At 66.2% G+C, this 25,146-nt stretch carries 21 protein-coding genes; 20 read left to right on the forward strand and 1 reads right to left on the reverse strand.

Annotation, left to right across the window (positions count from 1 at the left end):
* Nucleotides 1-471: 471 nt before the first annotated feature.
* The 4 genes from ACRWA7_RS08990 (at nt 472) to ACRWA7_RS09005 (ending at nt 4,738) form a co-directional block, all read left to right on the forward strand.
* Nucleotides 472-1,734, forward strand: a complete 1,263-nt coding sequence (locus tag ACRWA7_RS08990; RefSeq protein ID WP_438392355.1) for an amidohydrolase/deacetylase family metallohydrolase — start codon at nt 472-474, stop codon at nt 1,732-1,734.
* 85 nt (nt 1,735-1,819) lie between these two features.
* Nucleotides 1,820-3,028 carry an oxamate carbamoyltransferase subunit AllG family protein gene (locus ACRWA7_RS08995; protein WP_438392356.1) on the forward strand — a complete coding sequence of 403 codons (1,209 nt, stop codon included), beginning with the start codon at nt 1,820-1,822 and terminating at the stop codon, nt 3,026-3,028.
* A gap of 85 nt (nt 3,029-3,113) precedes the next feature.
* Nucleotides 3,114-3,506 (forward strand): oxalurate catabolism protein HpxZ, encoded by a 393-nt coding sequence (hpxZ, locus tag ACRWA7_RS09000; RefSeq protein ID WP_438392357.1) that lies wholly within the window; start codon nt 3,114-3,116, stop codon nt 3,504-3,506.
* Complete coding sequence (locus ACRWA7_RS09005) at nt 3,503-4,738, forward strand: amidase (RefSeq protein WP_438392358.1); 1,236 nt, start codon at nt 3,503-3,505, stop codon at nt 4,736-4,738. Before hpxZ ends, ACRWA7_RS09005 begins: the two co-directional genes overlap by 4 nt.
* 87 nt (nt 4,739-4,825) lie before the next feature.
* Here ACRWA7_RS09005 and ACRWA7_RS09010 read toward each other — a convergent pair whose 3' ends face one another.
* Nucleotides 4,826-5,335, reverse strand: a complete 510-nt coding sequence (locus tag ACRWA7_RS09010) for a MarR family winged helix-turn-helix transcriptional regulator (protein ID WP_438392359.1) — start codon at nt 5,333-5,335, stop codon at nt 4,826-4,828.
* Between the two features lie 461 nt (nt 5,336-5,796).
* Between ACRWA7_RS09010 and ACRWA7_RS09015 the strand changes: the two genes are divergently transcribed.
* The 16 genes from ACRWA7_RS09015 to ACRWA7_RS09090 all read left to right on the forward strand — a co-directional run bounded on the left by ACRWA7_RS09015 (nt 5,797) and on the right by ACRWA7_RS09090 (nt 25,070).
* Nucleotides 5,797-6,909: an LLM class flavin-dependent oxidoreductase gene (locus ACRWA7_RS09015; RefSeq protein WP_438392360.1), complete on the forward strand. Its 1,113-nt coding sequence runs from the start codon at nt 5,797-5,799 to the stop codon at nt 6,907-6,909.
* Nucleotides 6,906-8,255 (forward strand): NtaA/DmoA family FMN-dependent monooxygenase, encoded by a 1,350-nt coding sequence (locus tag ACRWA7_RS09020; protein WP_438392361.1) that lies wholly within the window; start codon nt 6,906-6,908, stop codon nt 8,253-8,255. Before ACRWA7_RS09015 ends, ACRWA7_RS09020 begins: the two co-directional genes overlap by 4 nt.
* Before the next feature lie 189 nt (nt 8,256-8,444).
* A complete protein-coding gene (locus tag ACRWA7_RS09025; protein WP_438392362.1) occupies nt 8,445-9,503 on the forward strand; it encodes an ABC transporter ATP-binding protein in 1,059 nt (352 codons plus the stop codon).
* On the forward strand, nt 9,500-10,654 hold the full coding sequence (locus ACRWA7_RS09030; protein ID WP_438392363.1) for an ABC transporter ATP-binding protein: 1,155 nt from the start codon (nt 9,500-9,502) through the stop codon (nt 10,652-10,654). The genes ACRWA7_RS09025 and ACRWA7_RS09030 overlap by 4 nt, the downstream gene beginning before the upstream one ends.
* Nucleotides 10,655-10,708: 54 nt before the next feature.
* On the forward strand, nt 10,709-12,226 hold the full coding sequence (locus ACRWA7_RS09035; protein WP_438392364.1) for an ABC transporter substrate-binding protein: 1,518 nt from the start codon (nt 10,709-10,711) through the stop codon (nt 12,224-12,226).
* Nucleotides 12,227-12,239: 13 nt separating this feature from the next.
* Nucleotides 12,240-13,193, forward strand: coding sequence for an ABC transporter permease (locus ACRWA7_RS09040; RefSeq protein WP_438392365.1), 954 nt, complete (start codon nt 12,240-12,242; stop codon nt 13,191-13,193).
* Nucleotides 13,194-13,195: 2 nt separating this feature from the next.
* Nucleotides 13,196-14,077, forward strand: a complete 882-nt coding sequence (locus tag ACRWA7_RS09045) for an ABC transporter permease (RefSeq protein ID WP_438392366.1) — start codon at nt 13,196-13,198, stop codon at nt 14,075-14,077.
* Between the two features lie 52 nt (nt 14,078-14,129).
* Nucleotides 14,130-15,152 carry a TauD/TfdA family dioxygenase gene (locus ACRWA7_RS09050; RefSeq protein WP_438392367.1) on the forward strand — a complete coding sequence of 341 codons (1,023 nt, stop codon included), beginning with the start codon at nt 14,130-14,132 and terminating at the stop codon, nt 15,150-15,152.
* Nucleotides 15,153-15,412: 260 nt separating this feature from the next.
* Nucleotides 15,413-16,600, forward strand: a complete 1,188-nt coding sequence (locus ACRWA7_RS09055; protein ID WP_438392368.1) for a porin — start codon at nt 15,413-15,415, stop codon at nt 16,598-16,600.
* Nucleotides 16,601-16,837: 237 nt separating this feature from the next.
* The gene (locus tag ACRWA7_RS09060; protein WP_438392369.1) at nt 16,838-17,917 is read left to right on the forward strand and encodes an ABC transporter substrate-binding protein; all 1,080 of its coding nucleotides are present in this window, start codon (nt 16,838-16,840) and stop codon (nt 17,915-17,917) included.
* Nucleotides 17,918-17,919: 2 nt separating this feature from the next.
* On the forward strand, nt 17,920-18,726 hold the full coding sequence (locus ACRWA7_RS09065) for an ABC transporter permease (protein WP_060858620.1): 807 nt from the start codon (nt 17,920-17,922) through the stop codon (nt 18,724-18,726).
* Nucleotides 18,723-19,628 (forward strand): ABC transporter permease, encoded by a 906-nt coding sequence (locus ACRWA7_RS09070; RefSeq protein ID WP_438392370.1) that lies wholly within the window; start codon nt 18,723-18,725, stop codon nt 19,626-19,628. Before ACRWA7_RS09065 ends, ACRWA7_RS09070 begins: the two co-directional genes overlap by 4 nt.
* Nucleotides 19,625-21,772: an acetate--CoA ligase family protein gene (locus ACRWA7_RS09075; RefSeq protein WP_438392371.1), complete on the forward strand. Its 2,148-nt coding sequence runs from the start codon at nt 19,625-19,627 to the stop codon at nt 21,770-21,772. The genes ACRWA7_RS09070 and ACRWA7_RS09075 overlap by 4 nt, the downstream gene beginning before the upstream one ends.
* The gene (locus tag ACRWA7_RS09080) at nt 21,769-22,560 is read left to right on the forward strand and encodes an enoyl-CoA hydratase/isomerase family protein (protein WP_438392372.1); all 792 of its coding nucleotides are present in this window, start codon (nt 21,769-21,771) and stop codon (nt 22,558-22,560) included. The genes ACRWA7_RS09075 and ACRWA7_RS09080 overlap by 4 nt, the downstream gene beginning before the upstream one ends.
* Nucleotides 22,561-22,564: 4 nt before the next feature.
* A complete protein-coding gene (locus tag ACRWA7_RS09085; RefSeq protein ID WP_060858585.1) occupies nt 22,565-23,641 on the forward strand; it encodes an ABC transporter ATP-binding protein in 1,077 nt (358 codons plus the stop codon).
* Nucleotides 23,642-23,714: 73 nt separating this feature from the next.
* The gene (locus ACRWA7_RS09090; protein WP_060858584.1) at nt 23,715-25,070 is read left to right on the forward strand and encodes an LLM class flavin-dependent oxidoreductase; all 1,356 of its coding nucleotides are present in this window, start codon (nt 23,715-23,717) and stop codon (nt 25,068-25,070) included.
* The last annotated feature ends 76 nt before the right edge of the window (nt 25,071-25,146 follow it).

A 25,146-nucleotide genomic window follows, 5' to 3' on the forward strand; every position in this document is an offset into this window, starting at 1 on the left:
TGTGGTGTACCGCAAAGTCTATGCCAGTAATGTCCCACTTCGGGTGTGCGCAGCGTGCCGTTCGAACCGCCTTGTGCGGCGTCCTCTCAGGGGCTGTTTCGCTTTGAAGACCGGCGAGCCGGCCACACCCGGTGGGCACCAAGCTGGGTTAGCGAACCCGGATCGTGCACAGCGCATGTGCGGTTCGCGTCGTTTTGGTGAAATGCGTGGCATACCATTTAGATGAATGGAAACGGTTATCCAGGCTGGCTGGTGAGAATCGCATCCTCGCTCGTGCAAAGATCTACGGGTCCGCTGCGCAAGCCGTGCGCACCGCCGCCGGGCACAGCCGCCCGACGGTAAAACCGGCCCTTACATATATGTGGCATACCATGTAAAGTGGTATCGATCAGTGCAGCCTGCGGATGGCTAAAATTCCCCGGCACACTACTTGCGGTACACCACGCATTGCAACAGGGAACCGGACCATTCATGCCCAAACTTCTTCTCAAACAAGGTCGTGTGATCGACCCCGCCGCCGGTATTGACGCCACGCTGGATATTCTCGTCGACGGCACCACGATTGCGGCCATCGGCGCGGACCTGTCGCCGCAGGCAGTCGGCGCAGAAACGGTCGATTGCCGCGGACGCCTGGTGCTGCCCGGGTTGATCGATACGCACGCACACGTGTATCAATACGTGACGGGCCGTTTCGGCCTGAACGCCGACCTCTGCGGCGTGCGCTCTGGCGTGACGACGCTGGTCGACCAGGGCGGTGCGAGTTGCATCACCGTGCCGGGCTTTCGGCACTACGTGGCCCAACCGTCGGCGACGCGCGTGCTGTCGTATCTGTCCGCGTATCTCGTCGGCGGGCTCGAAGGCCACTACTATCCCGATCTGTACAGTCCCGAATGCCTTGACGCGGAAGCTTCGGTGAAATCCGCGCTGGCGAATCCGGATCTCGTGAAAGGCATCAAGGCGCATGCGGAAATTGGCGGCTTCGCGCGCTGGGGTGTCGACGTGATGAAAATCGCCTCGAAGATTGGCCGCGACGCCAAGCTGCCGGTCTACATTCATTTCGGCCAGTTGTGGCCGAAGCCCGAATCGGGCGGCCGCGAAGTCGATCCCGATTCGATCTTCAACCGGGTCGTCGAAATGCTGAAACCGGGCGATATCCTCGCGCATCCGTTCAGCCGCCATCCGGGCGGCTTTGTCGAGCAAAGCGGCAAGCTCCATCCGCTCGTGACGGAGGCGATCCAGCGCGGACTGCGCGTGGACGTGGGGCATGGCTCGCATTTCAGTTTCCGCACGGCGCAGCTCGTGCTCGAACAGGGCGTTGTGCCCGACACGCTCGGCGCCGACATGCACGGCTACAACACGGTGGTTCCCGCTCCGCCCGGCACGCCGGACTCGCATCCGGACGAGGAGCATTCGTTTCTTGGCAAGACGCAGTTCAGCCTGGTGAGCGCGATGACGAGCATGCTCGCGCTCGGCCTGCCACTGGATCACGTTGTGAAGATGGTCTCCGTGAACGCCGCGCGGATGATCGGCATGGAAGGCACGCTCGGCACGCTGAAGGTAGGCGGCGTCGCGGACATCTCTGTGCTCGACGACCAGCGCGGCCGCTGGACGCTGGAGGACAACGAAGGCACGCAGATCGTGACCGAGCGCATGCTGACGCCGGCCTTCTGCGTGCGCGACGGCGTGCGATACGAAGCGGATGCGCCCAGCCTGCCGTTGCCAATTGCAGCATGAACCGCCGCTTCGATGAATCGATGATGAAACATCCGCCCCAGTGGGCTCGCGTACTCGGCGGGTCCGGTATTGCGCGAGGTCCGCAGTGAGTATCGAACCCGTTACCGGAACCGGAGCCGCCCGTGCCGCCGCGAACCGCGCCGCGCTGGCGCGGTTGCATGCGGTCCGCCCGCAATGGCGCGCGGTCGTGTCCGCGCGCGATGCGATCGCCCTGCCCGACTTCACGTTGCTGCACGCCGGGCCGCCGTTCGCGGACCCGGTCGGGCCGCCGCCGCCCGTGCTGTCTTCGGCAGTGCTCGCATGCCTGCACGAAGGCTGGGCATCGACCGAAACCGACGCGCAGCGGCTTATCGCAAGCGGCAAGGTGCGGCTCGCCGATGCGCAGTCGTATCGGGTCGTCGTGCCGCTCGCGGCGATCGTGTCGCCGAATACGCCGCTTGTCGAAGTGATCGACGCCGCCGCGCCGGACGATCCGCGACGCCGCGCATGGTCGATGTTCGGCAGCGGCGCGGGCGCGCAGATCCGCTTCGGCACGCGCGATCCGGCCGTGCTGGAACGGCTGCGCTGGCGCGACACCGTGTTCGTGCCGCTGCTCGCCCACGCGCTCGCCGGCAACCCGGTCGATCTGTTGCCGCTCGCGGCGGCCGGCCTCGTGGGCGACGACGATCTGCATGCGCGCACCACGGCGGCAACGGCCGCGCTTGCCGACCGTCTCGCACTGCCGGCCGCGCGCGGCATCCTGGACCAGTCGCCGCTGTTTTTCCTGACGCTATGGATGGCCGCGTGCCATCTGATGATGGACGCCGCCGCGAACGGCGGCTCGGACCCGGACGCGACGCTCGTCGTCGCGCTGGCCGGCAATGGACGCGAAGTTGGCGTGCGGCTCGCCGGCGATCCGTCGCGCTGGGTCACGCAACCGGCCGCTGCGCCGCGCGGGCCGAGGATCAGGCCGGGGTCGCGCGAGATCGCGTCGCCGCTCGTGGGTGACAGCGGCGTGATCGACGCGGCCGGCTTCGGCGCGCAGGCGCTGCGCCTCGCGCCGGAGCCCGCAGAGGCATTCGCGTCATGGCTGCCCGGCGACTGGCAGACCGCGCAGCCGCCGTTGTTCGCCGGCGACTGGCCGGAGTTTGGCGGGTTGCGCTGCGCGCTGGACGCGGCCGCCGTCGCCGAGCGCGGCACCGACCCGCTTGCCGCGATCGCGATGATAGACTCGGCTGGCCGCGCGGGACTGCTCGGACGCGGGGTCTACGCGGCACCGCTCGCGCTTTTTCTCGCGGCGCTGAATCGACGCTGAATCCGGGTGCTCTGCTTGACGTCTCGTTTATTGCGAGCGCGCCGGAGAAAACGCCGGTACGCGCGCGCTCACGAATTGTCCTTCCATGCATATCAACGAATCCAATACCTACGCCGAAGTCGAGCGCGCGTCGTCCGCTTACGAGGTCGCGCTGACGACGAACGACGTCGCGCTGCTCGATGCACTCTTTTGGGACAGCCCGCATACACTGCGCTTCGGCACGACCGAAAACCTTGCTGGCTACGACGAGATCCGCGCGTTCCGCGCGCAGCGTCCGTCGAAGGCGTTGATGCGAACCGTGACCCAGCGCTGGATCACGACATTCGGCGACCGCTTCGCCGTGGCGAACATCACGTTCGTGCGCGACGGTGAAGCGCGAATCGGCCGCCAGTCGCAGACGTGGGTGAAGGTCGACGGCAACTGGAAAGTCGTCGCCGCGCACGTGAGCTGGATGGACGAACCGAAGGCGCCGCAATGACAAAAGCCGATCTGCTTCAGCCCGGCCTGCATGGCGCGTTCGTGCGCGATGGCTTCGGAAGCTTGCCGTCCGCCGCCGCGCCAGCCATCGATGATGCACGACTTCCCGTCCTCGCATCCGCGCGCCTCGCGGTAAAAGACGTCTTCGATATTGCGGGCTTGCGCACTGGCGGCGGCAACCCCGTGTGGCGCGATGCGCAACCGCTCGCCGCGTCGAACGCGCCGGCCGTGAGACTGCTGCTCGACCACGGCGCGCAATGGATCGGCAAGACCGTCACCGACGAGCTGACGTACAGCCTCGCCGGGATGAACGCGCACTACGGCACGCCCGAAAATCCCGCCGCACCGACGAGGACGCCGGGCGGCTCGTCGTCGGGTTCCGCGGTCGCGGTTGCGGCCGGCTACGCGGACATCGGCCTCGGCACTGACTGCGGCGGCTCGATCCGTCTGCCGGCCAGCTACTGCGGCATCTGGGGAATCCGTCCCACGCACGGCCGCATTCCAGGCAACGGCTGCGTGACGCTCGCGCACAGCTTCGACACGGTCGGCTGGTTCGCGCGCGACGGCGCGCTGCTCGCTGACGTGCTTGGCGTGCTCTCGCATGGCACAACGGCCATGCCATTGGACGACGCGCAGCAGGTGCGCCTCGTCGTGCCGAACGAAATACTGCCGCTGCTGCATCCGCCGGCGCGCGCCGCATTCGAATCGATGTGCGCGCGTCTGCGGCCCGCATGGCGAATCGAGATGATCGACGGCGGCCTTGCGCCGGATAGTTGGGCCGACGCATTTCGCGTCTTGCAGGGTGCGGAGGTGGCGGTGCAGCACGGACCGTGGGCGGCCGCGCATCTCGATACGTTCGGCGCGGACGTGCGTGCGCGTTTCGCGACCGCACTCACGATTTCGCGCGAACAGGTCGCGGACGCCCAGCGGATTCGCGTCGATGCGCTGCGCCGCGTCGCGCGTCTGTTCGGCGGCGCGGGCACCTTCGTTGTGATGCCTACGCTGCCGTGGATCGCGCCGTGCGTCGACGCGTCCGGCGCCGAGATCGACGGCATCCGCCGCCGCTCCCAGCAGATGCTGTGCATTGCCGGATTGGCGGGACTGCCGCAGGTCACGTTCCCATGGACCGCATTCGATGGCGCACCGCTCGGCCTGTCCGTGATCGGCGCGCGCGGCGACGACGAAGCGGTGCTCGCGGTCGCCCGTGCGCTGCACGCCGCGCTCGCGGACTGACTCGACGTGGCGGCGCCATAAGCAGGCGGGCGTGGCATCGGCCACGCCCGCTTCGCATCGACCGGCAAGAAAACCCAACCCAACGTCTCAGCGAATCCTCAGCGGCACCACGCTCGTTTCGTTGTTCGCCTCGACGAGGCGAATCAGTTGCAGCATGAACAGTTCGCGCTCGGCTGGCGGCAGATGCTCCAGCGTGCGATCGTGCGCGCGCTGCACGGCGGGCCGCATCTTCTTCACAAGCGCACTGCCCTTGCGCGTGAGCTTCACGAGCTTCATCCGGCGATCCTGCTCGGACTGACGGCGACTCAGCAGACCGCGCAGTTCGAGACGCGGCAGCACCTCGGCCACGCTGCTGCGCTCCAGTCCGATATCCCACGCGAGCGTGTTCTGATCGGTTTCCCCATGTTCGGCGAGCGTGGTCAGCAGGCTGTACTGAACCGGCGTGATGTCGAATTCGCTGGTTTCCTGCAGGAAGAGCCAGCCGTGAATCTGGTGCAGACGCCGGATCAGGAACCCTGGCCGCGAAAAGAGCAGCGAGCGCTCGTAGTATTGTTGCAGCGACGCCTGGACCGTCGCAGAAGATTCGTTATCTAACATGGGTCACCGGTTTGATTGTGTATGCGCAACGAGATCCTGCCAGTCCACGGCTAGTGCGTGTCCGAGCCGATTATATAGACGGGCGCCGATACGCCAATTGGACTACCCGCACTTTTTTGCCTGGTTGTCCGTGGCATACCCCTTTTTTCGGTCAGCAGCCAGAACGTCTTCCGGCGCGGGCGGCGCCCGTTGCGCGTGCGCGGCCGCTGCACTTGAGACGTGCGGCCGCACGGCGATGGAACGGAACAGGCGCCATTTTCGCATAAATGTGGTGCACCCCATTTATGCGCAAGCATAACGCGGGGAGCCGCCGCGCGGGGTCGCCATCGCCGCAAACATGCGCTGCGACAGGACTTTCCTATTTATATGCGTGGCATACCACTTATTGGCATGGCTCTTGCGTATCCATGCAGGCGGATCTGACCGCCCGCAGATGTCAAACCCGACTCTATCTGGACCCCATGCATATCACCTTGTCGATAGCCGACTACGGCCATCACCCGGCCGCCTGGCGTGTGTCCGGCCTTGCCACGTCGCCGCAGGGCATGGCGCAATACGCGGAAGTCGTCGCGTGCGCGCAGGCCGGCGCGCTCGACTGCGTGCTCTTCGCCCGCCCGGCTGGCGCTGGCGCGAACGGCGCGCGCAACGATCTCGCGCCGGACACCACGCCGCTAATCGGCTCGCTCATCCCTGGAACGTCCGGGATCGGTCTCGGCACGACGGTTCGCGTCGCTTATACCGAGCCGTTTCACACGGCACGCGCACTTGCGGTGCTCGACGGCCTGTCCGCCGGCCGGACCGCGCTGAGGTTCGACCTGGGGCACAGCGCGGGCGGCGATCCGGCGTTCGCGCATGCCCGCCCGCTTTCGGCCGACGAGCACTATGCGCGCGCGGCCGAATACGTGGAAATCCTGACGAAGCTGTGGGATAGCTGGGAGGACGACGTGATCATCGCGGATAAGGCGAGCGGCATCTTCGCCGACTCGGCCCGCATCCATCCCATCCACCACCAGGGAGCCTGGTTCAGCGTTCGCGGGCCACTGACGGCGGTGCGCCCGGTCCAGGGCCATCCGGTCCTCGTTTTCGACGACGCGTCGCCAGCCGGGCTGCAACTGGCCGCGCGTTTCGCGGACCTGTTCATTGCCGCCGAGGACTCGCCGCAGGCCGTCCAGCAACTTCGCGCCGAACTGAGCATGCTCGCGCAACGCGCGGGGCGCGCGGCTGATTCGGTCAGAGTGCTCGCGACCGTTTCCTTCGTGCTCGCCGATTCTGACGGCGCGGCCGCCGCGCGCGCGCGGCATCTGGACGAACTCGCGCCGGCCGGCGCGGCGCTGCCGGGCTATCGATTCGTCGGCACTGCCGAAGGTCTCGCCGCCACGCTCGACGCATGGCACGCGCACGGCGTCTGCGACGGTTTCGATCTCGCGCCGGCCGTGCTACCGGACGACGTCGAGCGGTTCGTGAACGACGTCGTGCCGAAACTGCGCCGCCGCACGCCTGCCGTCGCCGCCACGCTGCGCGAACGCCTCGCGCTTGCCCGCCCGTCGAATTGCTTTTCGGAGATCCGTTCATGAACCGGCAGCTCCATCTGGGCCTCTTCATCTATCCCGGCGCGCACCACATTGCCGGCTGGCGCCATCCGTCCACACCGGCCGCGTCCGTGACCGGGCTCGACTTCTACCGCAACGTCGCGCAGCTCGCCGAGCGCGGCAAGTTCGACCTGTTCTTCGTTGGCGACACGCTGTTCACGCGCGAGAAGGACGGCCGTTTCTTCGGCCGGCAAAGCGTGTCGAACCTCGATCCGGTTTCGCTGCTTTCCGCGCTGTCGTCGGTGACACAGAAGCTTGGGCTCGTCGGCACGCTCTCGACGACCTATCACGAGCCGTACGAGATCGCCACGAAATACGCGACGCTCGATCACCTGAGCGGCGGCCGCGCGGGCTGGAACGTCGTGACGACGTGGGAGGACAAGGCGTCGCTCAACTTCAGCCGCGACCAGGCGATGGCCAAGGCCGACCGCTACGTGCGCGGCCGCGAATTCATCGATGTATGCACGTCGCTTTGGGACAGCCAGGACGACGGCGCGGCGATTGCCGATGCGGCGTCCGGCATCCGGCGCGATCCGTTGCGCGCGCGGCCGGTCGCGCATCGCGGCGAGAGCTTCGCGGTGTCCGGCGTGCTGCCGGTACCGCGTCCGGTGCAGGGCTGGCCGGTGCTCGTGCAGGCCGGCGGCTCGCCGCCGGGGCTCGAATTCGCGGCGCTTGTGGCCGAGGCGGTGTTCACCGCGCAGACCGACTTCGACCTCGCGCGTGCGTTTCGCACGTCGACACACGAGCGCATGGCGCGCTATGGCCGCCGGCCTGACGAAGTCGTCATCATGCCGGGATTGTCGCCGCTGCTGGGTTCGACCGAAGCGGAGGCGCGGCGTCTCGAACAGGAACTCGGCGACCTCGTGCATCCGGAAGTCGGTATCTGGATGCTCAGCGAGAACCTTGGCTTTTCGCTCTACGACCGCGATCCGGACGACCTGCTGCCGGTTGACGCGATCCGCGCCGCGAAGAAGCCGACCGCGAATGCGGACATGCTGCTGACGAACGCCGCGCGCGAGAAGCTCACGATTGCCGGCAGCGCGCGGCTGATCGCGCGATCGCGTGCGCATCACAGTTTCGTTGGCACACCGGATCAGCTCGTGGACCTGATGGAGCGATGGCTGCTCGGCGGCGCATGCGACGGTTTCAACGTGATGCCGCCGTATTTCCCGGAGCAGCTCGGCGTGTTCGTCGAACACGTGGTGCCCGAACTTCAGCGTCGCGGCCTGTTTCGCGAGGAGTACACGGGCACGACGCTGCGCGAGCACCTCGGGCTCGCGCGCCCAGAACCGGGACGCTTCCAGCGGATGCTCGCGCACGTACCAGCCTGAAACACTGCCGCCAGGAACGGAACCCGACACAGCGGGAAGCGGCGTTCCGCGTGTGCTCCGGTCCGGAGCGAACCGCGCCGCATCGCTCGCGCTTTTCGGGGTCGTCCCTCAACACCAACCGTGTTTTTCTTGCAGTGGAGACGCCGGTATGACCCAAGACCAGCCGTACGCCGCCGCCCGGGCGCGCTCATGAGCGGCGCGTATCCCCGCGCGGAGGCCGCGTCGCCTTGCATGGAGCATGTCGCGTCGCCGCAGGCGGCGGCAGCGCCCGCGCCGATCCTGCGAATCCGCGGCCTGTCCGTCTCGTTTGCCAGCGAGCACGGCCCGGTGCCCGCGCTGCGCGGCGTCGATCTGGACGTCGCGGCGGGCCGCTGCGTGGGTATCGTCGGCGAGTCGGGCAGCGGCAAGAGCGTGACGTCGCTCGCGGTGATGGGCCTGCTGCCGCAACCCGGCGCGCGGATTACGGGCGGCAGCATCGAATTCGAAGGACGCGATCTGCTCGCAATGCCCGCCGCGCTGCGCCGCGCGCAACGCGGCCGTGCGACGGCGATGATCTTCCAGGATCCGCTGTCGTCGCTCAATCCCGCGTTCACGATCGGCGACCAGATCGCCGAGGCGATCGTCGCGCATGAAGCCGTCGAGCGCCGCGAAGCACGGCGACGCGCAATCGAGCTGCTGCGCCAGGTGCACATTGCGTCGGCTGAACGGCGCGTCGACGATTATCCGCACCGCCTGTCCGGCGGCATGCGCCAGCGCGTGATGATCGCGATGGCGCTTGCGTGCAGCCCGCGCCTTCTGATTGCCGACGAGCCGACGACCGCGCTCGACGTGACCGTGCAGGCGCAAATAGTCGAACTGCTCGATGAAATTCGCCGCGAGCGCGGTACCGCGATCGTGCTGATCTCGCACAATCTCGGCCTCGTGGCCGGACTCGCCGGCGAAATCGCGGTGATGTACGCGGGCCGCATTGTCGAGCACGGGCCAGCCGCGCGCGTGATCTCGCATCCCGAGCATCCGTACACGGTCGGCCTGCTCGGCGCGGTGCCGCGTGCCGAACCCGGCAATGCGCCGCTTGTTGCGATTGCGGGCAGCGTGCCGGACCTGCGCGCGCTGCCGCCCGGCTGCGCGTTCGCGCCCCGCTGCCCGTTTCGCATCGACGCGTGCCAGACGCTCGAGCCCGCGCTGCGCTCGCTTGGGTCCGCTCACTCCGGCGCATGCCACGCCGCCCCGCTGGAGCCGAACGCATGAACGGGATTTCAACCTTGAGCTCAGCCTCAGCCTCGGCCGCTACGCGCCCGGCCGCGCACGATGACGCCCCGCTGCTGCGCGTGCGCAACCTGAAAAAGCACTACGCGGCCGGCGGCATGTTTGGCCGGCGTGTGCGCGTGTCGGCGGTGGACGGTGTGTCGTTCGATATCGCCGCGGGCGAAACGCTTGGACTCGTCGGCGAGAGCGGCTGCGGGAAATCGACCGTCAGCCGGCTATTGCTGCGCCTGCTCGATCCGGACGAAGGCCGCATCGAGTTTCGCGGCGCCGACCTGGCGCGCCTGAAACGCAATGCGCTGCTCGATTTCCGCAGCGACCTGCAGATGGTGTTCCAGGACCCGTTCAGTTCGCTGAACCCGGTGATGACCGTGCGCGAGCTGGTCGCGGAGCCGCTGGTCGTTCACCACGCGGATCTGCGCACGGGCATCGATAGGCGTGTCGCCGAGCTGCTGGAAATGGTCGGGCTCCATGCCGCGCACATGCATCGCTATCCTCACGAATTTTCCGGCGGCCAGCGGCAGCGGATCGGCATTGCGCGCGCGCTGGCGCTGGAGCCGAAACTGATCGTCTGCGACGAGCCTGTGTCCGCGCTCGATGTGTCGGTGCAGGCGCAGGTGCTCAACCTGCTGCTCGCGCTCCAGCGGCAGACCGGCGTGGGCATGCTGTTCATTTCGCATGACCTGATGGCGGTGCGCTACATCGCGCATCGCATTGCGGTGATGTATCTCGGCCGGCTCGTCGAAACCGCGCCCACGCGCACGATCTTCTCCGCGCCGTGCCATCCGTACACCCGGGCGCTGCTCGGCGCGGTGCCGGCGCTCGAAGCGGGACAGCGCGCGCGCGTGGTGCTCGGAGCCGATCTGCCAAGTCCACTCGATCCGCCGTCTGGCTGCCACTTTCATCCGCGCTGCGTGTTCGCGGCCGAACGCTGCCGCCGCGAAGCGCCCGAACTCGTCGCGGACGAAACCGGGCACGCGTGCGCGTGCCATCACTGGCGCGATCTGCCGCACTGGGAAGGCCTGAGTCCGTCACTGACCGAACCGCCGCCGCCGCGGACCGCGCGGCTGATCGAGCGGTTCCGGCAGACGCCCGCGCCGTTGCCGCTGCCCGCACCGCGCGCCCGATCCACCTAGATGCACCGCTGCCCGGCTTCGCACTCTCACTCAATATCAGGAAACGAAAACCCCATGCGCAAGCTTCATCTGCTGCTTTTCGCCGTGCTGCTCGCCTTCACTGCCGCCCAGGCGGCTGCGCAAGGCGTGCTGCGGATCGGTCTTGTCGAGGATCCGGATACGCTCGATCCGACGCTGAACCGTCTCGCGACTGGCCGCCAGCCGCTGACCGCGCTCTGCGACAAGCTGTTCGACGTCAAGCCCGGCGATCTTGCGCTCACGCCGCAGCTTGCAACGGGCTACGAGGTCGCGAAGGACGGCAGGTCGGTCACGGTGAAGCTGCGCACAGGCGTGAAGTTCCATGACGGCGAAACGTTCGACGCCGCCGCGCTCGCGTTCAACATCAAGCGGCATATGACATTGCCAGGCTCGCTGCGGCGCACGGAACTGAGCATGGTCGATCACGTCGATGTCGTCGACCCGTCGGACGTGCGCTTCGTGCTGAACGCGCCGCAAGCGAACCTGCTGCTTTACAGCCTCGCGGAACGAGCGGGGATGATGGTCGCGCCGCAAGCCGCGCAACAACTCGGTGACCGCTTCGGCTCGCAGCCGGTCTGCGCGGGCGGATACCGGTTCGTGGAGCGCGTGCCGCAGGGACGCATCGTCGTCGAGAAGTTCGCGGGCTACTGGGACGCCGCGCACACAGCCGGCGACCCTGACCGGATCGAGTACCTGCCAATTGGCGATTCGACAGTGCGCCTCTCTTCGCTGCGCTCCGGCCAGATCCAGATCGCCGAACGCCTGACGCCAACGGACCTGCCGCAACTCGCGCACGATCCGCGCGTGAAGGTCGTGTCCGCACCGGACCTCGGCTATCACTACATCCGCTACAACAGCGGCAATGGTCCGCGCGCCGCGATTTTCCGCGACGTGCGCGTGCGGCACGCGGTCGATCTCGCGATAGACCGGCGCGTGCTCGTGAAGGCGCTGTTCAACGACCAGTATCAGCCGGGCAACCAGTTCGTCGGTCCTTCGAGTCCGTACTACGATCCCGCGCATCCGGTGCCGGCGCGCGACGTCGCCGCGTCGCGCCGCCTGCTGCAGCAGGCCGGCGTCGCGCATCTGACGTTCACGCTGCTCGTGCCGCCCGAGCGCGAGCGCCAGGAAGCCGCGCAGATGATCCAGGCCATGCTCGCCGAAGCGGACATCACGATGAAGATCGAGACGCAGGAAGACGCGGTCATGCTGCAACGCGCGCGGCGCGGCGACTTCGACGCGATCTTCAACTTCTGGAGCGGCCGTCCGCATCCGGACGGCAACCTGTACGCGCAGTACTCGTGCAACGGCCCGACGAACGATTCGAAGTTCTGCGATCCAGCCGTCGACCAGGTGATGGTCGCCGCGCGCGAGGCCACGACCGATAAAGAGCGTCAGCGCCTGTATCGCGAGGTCAATGCAATGCTCGTGCAGGACTATCCGTCGTCCGTGCTGTGGCACCGGCGCACCTTCACCGGCGTGAGCGCGAAGCTGAGCGGCTTCATGCCGCATCCGGACAGCACGATCCGCGTAAAGGGGCTGCATCTGCAGCCGTGATGAGGAGCCGCCCGTGATCCGCTTTGCTGCCTACGTCTGCCGCCGTCTCGCGCTTGCGCTGCCGGCCGTGCTGATCCTGTCCGTGCTGATCTTCCTGCTGCAGCGGATGCTGCCCGGCGATCCCGCGCTCGCGCTCGCGGGCGGAGAGAACGTCGATGCACAGACGCTCGGCGAACTGCGCCACAAGTACGGCCTCGACCTGCCGGTCTACGTGCAGTACCTGCACTGGATCGGCGGCGCGCTGCACGGCTATCTCGGGGTGTCGATGCGCAACGACATCGGCGTCACGCAACTGCTCGTGGGCAAACTCGGCATCACGCTGCAACTGGCGTTCGCGTCGATGATGCTCGCGCTTGCAGTCGGGATTCCGCTTGGCATTGTTGCGGCGACCTGGCGCGGGCGTATCGCGGACGTGCTCGCGACCGCCTTCGCGCTGTGCGGCATCTCGGTCCCGCACTTCTGGCTCGGCATCCTGCTCGTGCTCGCGTTCTGCGTGCATCTGAACTGGTTTCCGGCGTCCGGCTACGTGCCGTTTTCCGAGGATCCGCTGCGCTGCGCGATGGGCTTCGTGCTGCCGTCCATCGTGCTCGGCACCGGCATTGCCGGCGTGCTGATGCGGCACATGCGCAGCGCAATGCTCGACGCGTTGAGCGCCGACTACGTGCGCACGGCCCGCGCGAAAGGACTGACCGAGACGCGCGTCGTGCTGCGCCACGCGCTGCGCAATGCGCTGATGCCGATCGTCACGCTCGGCGCAATCGAGTTCGGCCAGTTGCTCGCGGGCGCGGTGCTCACCGAGCAGGTGTTCTCGATACCCGGCTTCGGCAAGCTGATGGTCGACAGCGTGCTGAATCGCGACTATCAGGTCGTGCAGGGGCTCGTGCTCGTGTCGTCGGTGATGTTCCTGCTCGTGAGCCTCGCCGCCGACATGCTGTATTTCGTGATCAACCCGCGTTTGAGGAGTTGACGATGGCTGTCATCGTTCCATTGCCCTCCGCCGCCCCGCCGCGTGCGTCGAGCCGCCTGCATACAGCCGTCCGACGGCTGCTGCGCCGGCCCGCGAGCGTCGCGGCTGGCGTCGTGATCGTGCTGTTCGTTGCGACCGCGATCTTCGCGCCGTGGTTCGCGCCGCTCGATCCGCTGCATTCGGACTTCCTGATGGTGCGCCAGGCACCGTCCGCGCTGCACTGGGTCGGCACCGACGAAGTCGGCCGTGATGTGTTGTCCCGGCTGATCTGGGGCACGCGCGCGTCGCTGCTCGCGGGGATCGTGCCGGTGCTCGTTGCGTGCGGAATCAGCGTGCCGCTTGGCGTGATCAGCGGCTACGCGGGCGGCTGGATCGACGCGCTGGTGATGCGCGTCACCGACGCAATGCTCGCGGTGCCGTTCCTGATCGTCGCGATCGCGATGGCCGCGTTTCTCGGCCCCGACCTGCGCAATTCCATTCTCGCGATCGGCGTCGCCGCGCTGCCGGCGTTCCTGCGGCTCGCGCGTGCAGCCGCCATGACGATCCGCACCGAGGACTATGTCGATGCAGCGCGCGTGGTCGGCGCAACGCCGCTGCGGATCGTGTTCCGCCATGTGTTGCCGAACATGCTGCCGCCGCTGCTGTTGCAGGCGAGCATCACGGCGGCTGCGGCGGTGATCGCGGAAGCGTCGCTGTCGTTCCTTGGACTTGGGCAGCAGCCGCCCGCGCCCTCGTGGGGCAGCATGCTGAACGCCGCGCAGCAATACATGGTCGACGCCCCGTGGATGGCGATCGCGCCCGGCGCAATGATCTTTGTGCTCGTCATTTCATTGAACGTGTTCGGCGACTGCGTGCGCGATGCGCTCGACACCAGGCGCCGCTGAGCACGCCGCCTTTTTCCAGTATCGATACATCATGAACAACGGAGAACCGATCATGCAAGACACCGTCTGGCGGCAGCCAATCGCCACGCCGCATGCATGGCGCCGCGCCGACATGCTCGACAACGATCGCTGGCAGCGCCGCATCACGGCTGCCGAACAGCGCGAGGTTATCGCCGCGCTACGGCACGCGCAGGCCGCGAAGGTGCCAATGCTGCAATGGCAGACCGGCGACTTTCCGCTCGATACACTGCGTGCGAGTCTCGACGAGATCGCGGCCGAAGTGCGCGACGGCGCGGGCCTCGTGTTGCTCCAGGGCCTCGACATTGCCGGCCTCACCGACGAAGAGGTCTGCATGATCTACTGGGGACTCGGGCTTTATCTTGGCGAGCCGCTCGGCCAGAACCCGAAAGGCGATCTGCTCGGCCACGTGTTCGACCAGGGCCGCGAATACGGAAAAATCGATGTGCGCGGCTACGAGACGAGCGCGTATCTGCCGTACCACACCGACCGCGCGGAACTGCTCGGCCTGATGTGCCTGCGCCAGGGACTTGCAGGCGGCCTCAGCAGCTACGTGAGTGCAGCGGAGATCTACAACATCATTCTGGCAGAGCATCCCGAATACTTCGGTCTGCTGTACAACGGCTTCTACTACATTCGCCGCGAGGAGGCGCTGACCGGCAACGGCGTATCCGCGCTGCCGCTGCCGGTGTTCGGCCATCGCGACGGCGTGATCCGCTGCCGCTACATCCGCAACCAGATCAATGCGGGCGCGGAAAAGCGCGGCATTGCGCTGACGCCGATGGAGCGCGAAGCCCTCGATTTCTTCGATTCGCTCACGCAGCGCCCCGACCTGCGGCTCGACTTCACCATGGCGCCGGGCGAAATCGCGTTCTGCAACAACCTGACGACGCTGCATTCGCGCACGAGTTTCGTGAATGGCGCGGAGCATCACCAGCAGCGGCACATGCTGCGCCTGTGGTTGCGCTTCAACGAGCCGTGGCCGATTTCCCCACTGTTCGGCGATGACGGCAACTACGTGCTGCACGGCCGCACGGTCGTGTCGACCGAAACCTGAGCACGACGGGCGCGGCGGCCCGGTTTTCTGCCGCGCCAACCCTGCAAACACGATGGCAAAGCTCGATCGATTCCATGCCGAAGAATTTTCAAAATAATAAGTCATCCGAATTTTATTGATGCACGAATGGAATGAAGTCCGCCCGGCGAATCGCGCAGTGCGTTCACGGACGGTCGTCAGCACCTGTTTGAAGTTTTACTGCGCAGCCGCGCCGAAAATCCAGCCGTCCTTTTGGACGCTTATTACTTGGGGAATCCACGATGAAAAAAATGATGATGATCGCCGCGACGACGACCTCGTTAGGCTGCTTGTCGAGCGCACACGCGCAAAGTTCGGTCACGCTGTATGGCGTTGTGGATGCGGGGCTGACGTTCAACAGCAATGCGAAGGGCGAAAAGCAATACGCGATGACGAGCGGCAATGCGTCGGGTTCACGCTGGGGCTTCCGTGGCAACGAGGATCTGGGCGGCGGCCTGAGCACGTTCTTCAGGCTGGAAGGCGGATTCAGCAGTACGAACGGCACAATCGGCCAGGGCGGCACGCTGTTCGGGCGTGGCGCCTACGTGGGCCTCGCCAGCAAGTCGTACGGCTCGGTGTCGGCTGGACGCCAGGCGACGATCCAGTACGACTTCATCAGTCCCTACCCGTCCGGCGGCACCTGGGCTGCATCCGGCATTGGCTACGGCACCCACCTCGGCGATCTCGACGGGCTCGACAACTTCAACCGGATCAACAACGCGGTCAAGTACCTGAGCCCATCGTTTCGCGGCTTGCAGTTCGGCGCCGATTACAGCTTCGGCGGCGTTCCCGGCCAGATGTCGCAGAAGCAGACCTGGGGCGTCGGCGCGCAATACTTGAATGGTCCGCTTGCACTTGCGCTCGCGTTCAACGAGTCGTATCAGCCGAACTACTCGTTCTTCGGCAGCAAGGCGAACGACAGCACGACCGGCAACAACATCACGAACCCGGCAGTAAGCGGCTATGCAACGGCTAGAACGCAGCAGATCTTCGCCGCGGCTGGACAGTATGCGTTCGGTAAGGCAACGTTCGCGCTCACATACACGAACACGCGCTTCGACGACCTCGGCAACGTCAGCGTCACGGGCCTCGGCGGCAAGCCCGCAGCGTTCCGTGGCAATGCCGTGTTCAATATCGTGGAAGGCAACCTGATGTACCAGTTGATGCCCGCGCTGCAACTCGCGCTCGCCTACACGTACACGCACAACGGCAATGCGAATGGCGTAGGGCCGGCGATCTACCACCAGGTGAACGTGGGCGCGGACTACTTCCTGTCCAAGCGCACCGATCTGTTTGTCGATGCGTTCTATCAGCGCGCAGCGGGTACCGATTCGACCGGCGGCCCAGCCGTTGCGGCGATCACGGGCGCGACCGCGTCGAGCTCGAACCATCAGATCGTCGGACTCGTCGGCATTCGCCACAAGTTCTGACCCATGGCCCGGCGCGATGCCTGATTGGAGTGCAACCTTGCACCGCCGCGAAGCAGCATTCCAGACATCATGAGCATCCGCGCCGGTCCGCGTATCATCCAATTTCGTGGTACACCACATAAATGGACGATGCGCGGAACTGGCCACGAATAGCCACGCTGCGGCATCTGTATGGCATACCCCTTGCTTTTAATGGACACAGCCTGCCTGCCGTCTTCTACTTCTACCGGAAATCGGATGTCGAACTCCATCACGAACAACGAGAAACCCGCTGCCGCATTCGATGCTCGACGCCGGACGGTCCTGCGTGCTAGCGCTGCCGCGGTCGCGCTCGCAATGCCGGCAATCGTGCGGGCGGATCCCAAGGTGCTGTACGTGAATTCGCAGGGCGGCACGTGGGAAGCCGCCGCGCGCAAGAACCTGTTCGATCCCTTCACGAAAGCGACGGGCATTGCGATCAAGACCGCAACCGGCGCGTCGTTCGCAAAGCTCGCGCTTCAGGCGCGCAACGGCGTGTACGAGTTCGATATCCAGACCGTCGGCGCGCCGAGCGTGATTCAGGCAATGAACGCCAACCTGCTCGAACCGGTCAACTACTCGGTATTCGGGCGCGACACGGTGCCCTCGAACCTGATTCTCGAGAGCGGCGTGTGCAATCACGCGTACTCGACGAACATCTGCTTCAACACGAAGAAGTTCGCGCCGGGTTCAATCAAGACATGGAAGGACTTCTGGGACCAGCAGCGCTTCCCCGGCCCGCGCTCGCTTGGCCGCACGCTGTCGCAGACCATCGTGTTCGCGCTGCTCGCTGACGGCGTGCCGCGTGACAAGCTGTATCCGATCGACCTCGACCGGGCGTTCCGCAGCCTCGACAAGATCAAAAACAGCGTGCGTGTGTGGTGGACCACGGGCCCGCAGATTCGCCAACTGCTCGGCGGCGGCGAGGTGGACATGGCGTCGGTATGGCACGCGCACGGCGTCGCGCTGCGCGACAGCGGCGCGCCCGTCGAGATCGTCTGGAACGAGTTCACGATGGACCGCACGTACTGGATTGTGTCGAAGGGCACGCCGCGCGCGGACTATGCATGGGAATTCATCAAATTCGCATTGCAGCCGAAGAACAACGCGGGCTTTTGCGTCGACGGCGCATACGGGCCGGTCAATCCAGCCGCGTTCGCGTACCTTAGCCCGGAGCAGACGAAAAACATGCCGACGAACCCGAAGTACGCGAGCGGTGCAATCGAATTCGACGGCCGCCAGATGGGCGACGTGATGAACCAGGCGGAGCGGCGTTTCCAGCGCTGGCTTCAGCAATGACCATGCGCGCAAACGCCCTTGAGCGCCCCACCGCGCTGAATGCGGTCATTGCGGTTTGCGTGGCCGCGTTCATTCTGGCGCCCATGCTGATCGTCGTGCCAATGTCGTTCAGCACCGCGCGCTCGTTCGAGTTCCCGCCGCCCGGTTACTGGCTCGGCCACTATCGCGCGTACTTCACGGCTGACTGGCTGAAGCCGACGCTGAACAGCGTGCTGATCGCAATCGTGTCGAGCATTGTCACGCTGCTTGTCGCGACACCGGCCGCTTTCGCGGTGAACCGCCGCGAGTTTGCGGCGCGCCGCACGCTCCAGATCATGCTGCTGCTGCCAATGCTCGTGCCGAGCATCATCATGGCGATCAGCTACTACACGGTGTTCGGCCGCATTGGGCTGAACCAGACGTACCTTGGCGTCGTGCTTGCGCACACCTGCATTTCGATCCCGGTCGTGCTTATCGCGATGGCGGCGCCGCTGCGCAATCTCGACCGCAATCTGGAGCGCGCCGCGCTGATCTGCGGCGCGACGCAAGTGCAGATGTTCCGCTACGTCACCCTGCCGCTGCTGCGTCCGGCGTTCGTGATCGCCGCGTTCTTCGCGTTCATTCATTCTTTTGATGAAGCGACGATCTCGCTGTTCATTTCGAGCCGTGAGGTGGCCACGCTGCCCAAGCGCATGTTCTCCAGCATCAATCTCGACGCCGATCCGGTGATCGCCGTCGCTTCCACATTCCTGATCGCCGCCGCGCTGACCGTGATGGTCGCGATGGCCGCATTCTCGCGACGCCGCGAGGCCTCGAAGGATCATCGATGAATAGCCATAACGCACAGGCGGCGGCAACCGCACCGCCCGCCGTCACTTCGGCGCGCAGCAACGGCGCGCGCCGCGCACGTGCGATGCGCTCTGTTCCAACCTGGCTGCTGCTGGCGCCGGCGCTCGTCTATCTGCTCGCAACGTTCGGCGTTCCGCTCGCGAACACGTTCTGGTCCAGCATTTCAGACCCGACGCTCGGTCTCGACAACTACCGGCACGTGTTCACCGATCCGATCTATCTGACGGTCTACCTGCGCACCGCGGCGGTCGCGCTGTCTGTTACCGCACTGTGCCTGCTGCTCGGCTATCCGCTCGCCTACTACATGGCGCGCAAGGGCGGCGTCGCGGCCACGGTGATGCTTGCGATCACCGGCCTGTGCTTCTGGATCAGCTTTCTGGTGCGGACCTATGCGTGGACCGTCATCCTCGGCAACCACGGGCCGTACAGCGAGATCGCGCGCGCGTTCGGCATCAATCCGCCGCCGGTGCTGCTGTTCACGACCGCCGCGTCGTTGATCGCGCTCACGCACATCCTGCTGCCGTACATGGTGCTTACGCTGTACGTCGTGCTCGCGAAGATCGACACGAGCCTGATCCGCGCCGCGCACAGCCTCGGCGCGAGCCGCCATCAGACGTTCTGGCGTGTGATCGCTCCGCTCTCGCTGCCGGGCGTCGTCAGCGGCTCGCTGCTCGTGTTCATCTTCTGCATCGGCTTTTATGTCACGCCGACGCTGCTCGGGTCTCCGCGCGACATGATGATTTCGAGCCTGATTGCCGACGAGATCGAATCGCTGCTCGACTTCGGCACTGCCTCCGCGCTGTCGATGGTGCTGCTTGCCGCGATCATGGCCATGCTGTTCGTGTACGACCGGCTGCTCGGCTTGCAACGGATCGCAGAATGAACGCAAACCCTTCGTTATCCGTTGTATTCCCCGATCTGAGTGCACTGTTTGCGCCGCGCAGCATCGCGATCGTCGGCGCGACCGACCGGCCGGGGCCGGCCACGCGCATTCGCGCGTCGCTCGATGCGCTCGGCTTCGGCGGCGAACTGCATGCCGTCAATCCCGCACGCGCCGAGGCGCTCGGCCGTCCATGCGCTCCGTCGCTCGCCGCGCTTGACCGCACGCCGGACGTCGCGCTGCTGTGCGTTGGCCCAGAGCGCGTTGCGTCTGCGGTGCTCGACGCCGCGCAAGCCGGCGTGAAAGGCGTCGTGTCGTATGCGAGCGGTGTCGGTGCGACACGTCATGAGGGACTTGCGTCGCTCGACGTGATCCGGGCCGCGTGCATGGACGCCGGCATCGCGTTCTGCGGCCCCGACTGCATGGGCATCCTCAATCCTGCGACCCGCTCGACGCTCTACATGGGCGAAGTGCTGGATGCGTCGTCTATTGGCGGCGACGTCGCGTTGATCACGCAGAGCGGTTCGATGGCGATCGGACTCGTGACCGACGTGCGCCGCTTCGGCTATAGCCACGTCATCTCAACTGGTGCCGAGGCGGTGCTGAGCGCCGCCGACTATCTGGCTGCGCTGGCCGACGATCCGGCGACGCGCGTGATCGCACTGTTCCTCGAGGCGGTTCGCGATATCCACCGCTTCGTGGCCGCCGCAGAACGCGCGCGTGAGCGCGGCAAGCCCGTTGTCGTGCTGAAGGTCGGCAAGACCACGCTCAGCCGGGAGGCCGCGCTCGGTCACACAGGCGGCATTGCTGGCGACGCGCGGGTGTTTTCAGCACTGCTCGCGCGGCACGGCTGCATCGAGGTTTCGACGCTTGAGGAACTGACCGAAACCGTGGTCTGCCTGCGCGCTGCGCGGCGGCCCGCTGGCGGCGGCATCGGCATCGTGAGTCCGTCTGGCGGGCATGTTGAATACGCACTCGATATTGCCGCGCGCGCGGGCATCGACTTGCCCGCGTTGCCAGAACAGCAGCGCGCGTTGCTGGCGGCGACGATCGGAACGGTATCCGCGCACGGCAATCCGGTCGATGCATGGGGCAATGGGGACTACGAAACAAATCTGCGCGCGGGCCTCGCTGCCTTCGCCGCATCTCCCGCGCATGCGGCAGTCGTGCTCGTGACCGACACGATGGACGGCCAGCCGACCCGGCCAACCCGCTATGTGGATGCATTGCTCGACGTGGCGGCCACGTCGGACAAGCCGTTCTATCTGCTCAGCTCGCGCGCGGGGCTGTTCCGCCGTGAATACGCGGACCGCCTGGCCGCGCATGGTGCGAGCCAGCTGGCCGGCGTCGAGCCTGCGTTGCGCGCGATCGCGAATGCCGCCGCCTGGCGAGCGGCCACGCCGTTGGCGCTGCGCGTGCGCCAGTCCGCCGCCGCGTTGCCTGGCGCGCTCGCCAATAAGCTGCCGGCCGGGAAGCACTGGCTCGATGAAGCGAAGGCGAAAGCATGGCTGCGCGACCTCGGGCTCGAAACGCCGCGCGGCTTGCTCGCCCGAGCGACGGATGACCCGGCGACACTTGCAGCCTGCCTTGGTTTTCCGGTTGCGCTGAAGGTCATCGACGAACGGATTGCGCATCGCACGCCCTACGGCCTCGTGCAACTCGAGCTCGACAGCGTCAACGCGGTCACGCACGCGGCCGCCACGATCCGTGCGCGTCTTGCCGAGCACTTCCCCGCATGCCGCGACGTGCCGCTCCTCGTGGAACGGATGACCGGCCCCGGCCTCGATTTGTTTGTCGCCGCGAGCACCGACCCTGAATGCGGGCCGATGCTGATGCTCGGCTTCGGCGGCTTCCTTCTCGAAACGGTGCGCGACGTGGTCGCGATTCCGTTGCCGCCGCGCGAGGGCGAAGTGGCCGCCCGGCTCGCGCAAAGCGGGCTTGGCCGTTTTCTCGCGAGCCGTTCCGGCGCGCTGTTCGGCGGCATCGAACCGATCGTGCGGTTCGCGGAAACCATCGGCGACCTTTATGTCGCGGCGAACGGCCGGCTCTCGCTGATCGAACTGAACCCGGTCCGCCTCACCGACCGCGCGGCGGTGCCCGTCGTGCTCGATGCGCTGATCGCCACCGCCGAGGAACACACCGCATGATCGATACGCTGCTCGCCGAACAGCACGGGCCGATCCGCGTGCTGACCCTGAACAAGCCGCACAAGCTGAACGCAATCGATGCGGACATGCTTATAGAACTGGCCGCGCAGATCGAAGCGGCGGACGCGGACAAAACGATCGCTCTCACGGTGATCCGTGGCGCCGGCCGTGCGTTCTCGACGGGTTTCGACATGAGCGCGGGCGGTTCGTCCGAAGCGGCCGGTCCGCGCCTGCGCGCCAATCTCGAACGCTTTCTCGCGATCTGGCGCGCGCGCAAGCCGGTCGTGGCGGCAGTCGACGGTTACGCGCTCGGCGCTGGCTTCATCCTCGCGAACCTGTGCGACTTCGTGTACGCGTCCGAGCGCGCGACATTCGGCGAGCCGGAGATCCGCTACTGGAATCCGGCGTCGATCACGATCCTGCCGTGGATTGTCGGCGTGCGCCGCGCGAAGCAACTGCTGTTTTTCGGCCGCTCGCTCGATGCGCGCACCGCGCTCGACTGGGGCCTCGTCAACGAGGTGCTGCCGGAGGCGAACTTCTTCGACGCGGTGCTCGACGCCGTGCGCCCGCTCGTGCATCTGCATCCGGACGGCGTCGCGGCGCTGAAGCGCTCGATCAATGGCGGCTTCGACGTCGCCGGTTTTGTCGATGCGCTGCGTGCGGGCGTCGATACGATCGCGCCGCTTTACGAACCGGATGCGCCGTCGAAACTCGCGGCCCGCGCCGAAGTCGAGCGGCTTGGATTCAAGGCGTACATCCATCATCGCGACTCACTGCTGGGGAATTGAACCGATGTCACATTTACAGCTTGTAGGCGTATCGAAGGACTATGGCGCGGTGCAGGCCGTGGTCGACGCGGTGCTCGACGTTCAGGATGGCGAATTTGTCAGCCTGCTCGGGCCGAGCGGATCGGGCAAGACGTCCACGCTGATGATGATCGCCGGCTTCGAGGAGCCGAGCGCCGGCAGCATTCTGCTCGGCGGACGGCGCGTCGAAAACGTGCCGGCGAACCAGCGCGACATCGGCATGGTGTTTCAGAGCTATGCGCTGTTTCCGCACCTGTCGATTGCGGAGAACGTCGCGTTTCCGCTGAAGGTGCGCAAGTGGAAGCGCGCGGATATCGACGCTTCGGTCAAGCGCGTGCTGGCGCTGGTCGGCCTCGCCGACAAAGCCGCGCGCCTGCCGAAGCAGCTCTCCGGCGGGCAGCAGCAGCGTGTCGCGCTTGCTCGTGCGCTGGTCTACGAGCCGAAGCTGCTGCTGCTCGACGAGCCGCTGAGCGCGCTCGACAAGAACATGCGCGAGCAGATGCAGATCGAATTGCGCCGCATCCACCGGCAGATCGGCATCACGACGCTGTATGTGACGCACGACCAGAGCGAAGCCATGACGCTGTCGGACCGCATTGTGGTGTTCAACCACGGCCGTATCGAGCAGGTCGGCACGCCGCTCGACGTCTATGCGCGGCCGGTCAGCCGGTTCGCGGCGACCTTCATAGGCGACAGCAATATCTTCGATGGCCGGCGCGGTGCGCACGCCGACGAGCTGGTCGCGGACGGCGGCCTCACGCTGCGTGCGGCGTGCCCACTGCCAGCCGATGCGGGATGCGTGCTGGTGCGCCCGGAGGACATGCGGATTGGCGAGCTGCCCGCGGGCATTGTCGCGAATACCGCGTCCGCGCAGATCAGCAGCGTGCTGAACATGGGATCGAGCGTGCTCGTGATCGCGCGGCAACACGGTTACGACGCGCGCGAGCTTCGGGTGCAGACGTCGGCCACGGCTCTCGCGGGCGCAGGCGAAGGCGCGACGATCCCGCTGTGGTGGACGAGCGCGAGCACGTGGCCGATTCCCCCCGACGCAGTGCGCCACTGAACGCGCGCCCTATCCGTTTCCGGCTTCGCGGCTTCACAAGTTCGCTGCCGCCTCGTAAATCAAGGAGTTTTTCATGCACGCCAATAAACGCCCCGACAAGATGAAGCTGGGCGCTTTCTTCCATCCGACCGGGCACCACGTCGCGGCATGGATGCATCCGGATTCGCAGATCGATGCGGGTACGAACTTCCAGCACTACCTGAGCCTCGCGCAGGCGGCCGAGCGGGGCAAGTTCGACCTGATGTTCCTCGCGGACAGTCTCTCGGTGCGCGACGCGCCAGCCGAGGCGCTCAGCCGATGGCCCCAGTACACCGTGTACTTCGAACCGATCACGCTGCTGTCGGCAATTGCCGCGTGCACCAGGCATCTCGGGCTCGTCGCGACTGCTTCAACAAGCTATAGCGCGCCGTACAATGTCGCGCGCGCGTATGCGTCGCTCGATCACATCAGCGGCGGCCGTGCGGGCTGGAACGTGGTGACGTCGGCGGGTGCGTCGGTCGCCGCGAACTTCGACAACCTGTCCTACCCGCACGACGAACGCTATGAGCGCGCGGTCGAATTCGCGGAAGTGGTGCGCGGCCTATGGGACAGTTGGGACGACGACGCGTTCGTGCGTGACCGTGCGAGCGGCCGATACTTCGATCCGGCCAAGGTCCATACGCTCGACCACGTGGGCGCGCATTTTTCGGTGAAGGGTCCGCTGAACGCTGCGCGGCCGCCGCAAGGGCATCCGGTGCTGTTCCAGGCAGGCGGCTCGCCGCCGGGCCGCGAGCTGGCCGCGCGGCTGTGCGAGGCGGTGTTCACGCCGCTGCATACGCTCGATGCCGCGCAGTCGTTCTATCAGGACGTGAAGGCGCGCATGGAACGCTACGGACGCCGCGCGGACCAGTTGAAGATCATGCCGGGGCTGAACCCGGTTGTCGGCCGCACGCGTCAGGAGGCGCTGGACAAGCACCAGTACCTGCAATCGCTGATTCATCCGGATGTCGGACTCGAACTGCTGTCGAACGCGCTCGGCGGCTATGACCTGTCGCGCTGCGATCCGGACGGCCCGCTGCCGGACGAACTCGACGCAATGCACACCGAGGGCGGACAGACCCAGTTCCGCAATGTGCTCAACTGGGCGCGCAACGAGAAGCTGACGATCCGCCAGCTTTACGAGCGCTTTGCGGGTGCGCGCGGCCAACGGACCGTGATTGGTACGGGCGAGGAGATCGCGGACCAGATGCAGGAATGGTTCGAGGCATATGGCGTAGACGGCTACCTGATCCAGCCGCCGTATTTGCCGGGCGGACTCGACGAATTCGTGGCCGATGTGATTCCGGTGCTGCAGGATCGCGGTCTCTTTCGCACCGAATACGAAGGCGGCACGCTGCGCGAGAACCTCGGCCTCGACCGGCCGAAGAGCCGCTACGCGAGCGCGGGTTGAATCGCCGGCTTCCTGTGCGAATGCGTGAAAAAAAGCGAGGGCGTTAAGGCCTTCGCTTTGATCCGCCCGGCGACCG

It is taken from the genome of Caballeronia sp. DA-9 (genome assembly GCF_051615025.1).
Taxonomy (GTDB): domain Bacteria; phylum Pseudomonadota; class Gammaproteobacteria; order Burkholderiales; family Burkholderiaceae; genus Caballeronia; species Caballeronia sordidicola.

What these genes read in the sequence shown, in the direction of transcription:
- ACRWA7_RS09005 (WP_438392358.1), top strand. Translation starts at nt 3,503, where the DNA reads ATGACAAAAGCCGATCTGCTTCAGCCCGGCCTGCATGGCGCGTTCGTG.
- ACRWA7_RS09035 (WP_438392364.1), top strand. Translation starts at nt 10,709, where the DNA reads ATGCGCAAGCTTCATCTGCTGCTTTTCGCCGTGCTGCTCGCCTTCACT.
- hpxZ (WP_438392357.1), top strand. Translation starts at nt 3,114, where the DNA reads ATGCATATCAACGAATCCAATACCTACGCCGAAGTCGAGCGCGCGTCG.
- ACRWA7_RS09010 (WP_438392359.1), bottom strand. Translation starts at nt 5,335, where the DNA reads ATGTTAGATAACGAATCTTCTGCGACGGTCCAGGCGTCGCTGCAACAA.
- ACRWA7_RS09020 (WP_438392361.1), top strand. Translation starts at nt 6,906, where the DNA reads ATGAACCGGCAGCTCCATCTGGGCCTCTTCATCTATCCCGGCGCGCAC.
- ACRWA7_RS08990 (WP_438392355.1), top strand. Translation starts at nt 472, where the DNA reads ATGCCCAAACTTCTTCTCAAACAAGGTCGTGTGATCGACCCCGCCGCC.
- ACRWA7_RS09055 (WP_438392368.1), top strand. Translation starts at nt 15,413, where the DNA reads ATGAAAAAAATGATGATGATCGCCGCGACGACGACCTCGTTAGGCTGC.
- ACRWA7_RS09015 (WP_438392360.1), top strand. Translation starts at nt 5,797, where the DNA reads ATGCATATCACCTTGTCGATAGCCGACTACGGCCATCACCCGGCCGCC.
- ACRWA7_RS09060 (WP_438392369.1), top strand. Translation starts at nt 16,838, where the DNA reads ATGTCGAACTCCATCACGAACAACGAGAAACCCGCTGCCGCATTCGAT.
- ACRWA7_RS09030 (WP_438392363.1), top strand. Translation starts at nt 9,500, where the DNA reads ATGAACGGGATTTCAACCTTGAGCTCAGCCTCAGCCTCGGCCGCTACG.
- ACRWA7_RS09050 (WP_438392367.1), top strand. Translation starts at nt 14,130, where the DNA reads ATGCAAGACACCGTCTGGCGGCAGCCAATCGCCACGCCGCATGCATGG.
- ACRWA7_RS09065 (WP_060858620.1), top strand. Translation starts at nt 17,920, where the DNA reads ATGCGCGCAAACGCCCTTGAGCGCCCCACCGCGCTGAATGCGGTCATT.
- ACRWA7_RS09075 (WP_438392371.1), top strand. Translation starts at nt 19,625, where the DNA reads ATGAACGCAAACCCTTCGTTATCCGTTGTATTCCCCGATCTGAGTGCA.
- ACRWA7_RS09045 (WP_438392366.1), top strand. Translation starts at nt 13,196, where the DNA reads ATGGCTGTCATCGTTCCATTGCCCTCCGCCGCCCCGCCGCGTGCGTCG.
- ACRWA7_RS09025 (WP_438392362.1), top strand. Translation starts at nt 8,445, where the DNA reads ATGAGCGGCGCGTATCCCCGCGCGGAGGCCGCGTCGCCTTGCATGGAG.
- ACRWA7_RS09080 (WP_438392372.1), top strand. Translation starts at nt 21,769, where the DNA reads ATGATCGATACGCTGCTCGCCGAACAGCACGGGCCGATCCGCGTGCTG.
- ACRWA7_RS09090 (WP_060858584.1), top strand. Translation starts at nt 23,715, where the DNA reads ATGCACGCCAATAAACGCCCCGACAAGATGAAGCTGGGCGCTTTCTTC.
- ACRWA7_RS09085 (WP_060858585.1), top strand. Translation starts at nt 22,565, where the DNA reads ATGTCACATTTACAGCTTGTAGGCGTATCGAAGGACTATGGCGCGGTG.
- ACRWA7_RS09070 (WP_438392370.1), top strand. Translation starts at nt 18,723, where the DNA reads ATGAATAGCCATAACGCACAGGCGGCGGCAACCGCACCGCCCGCCGTC.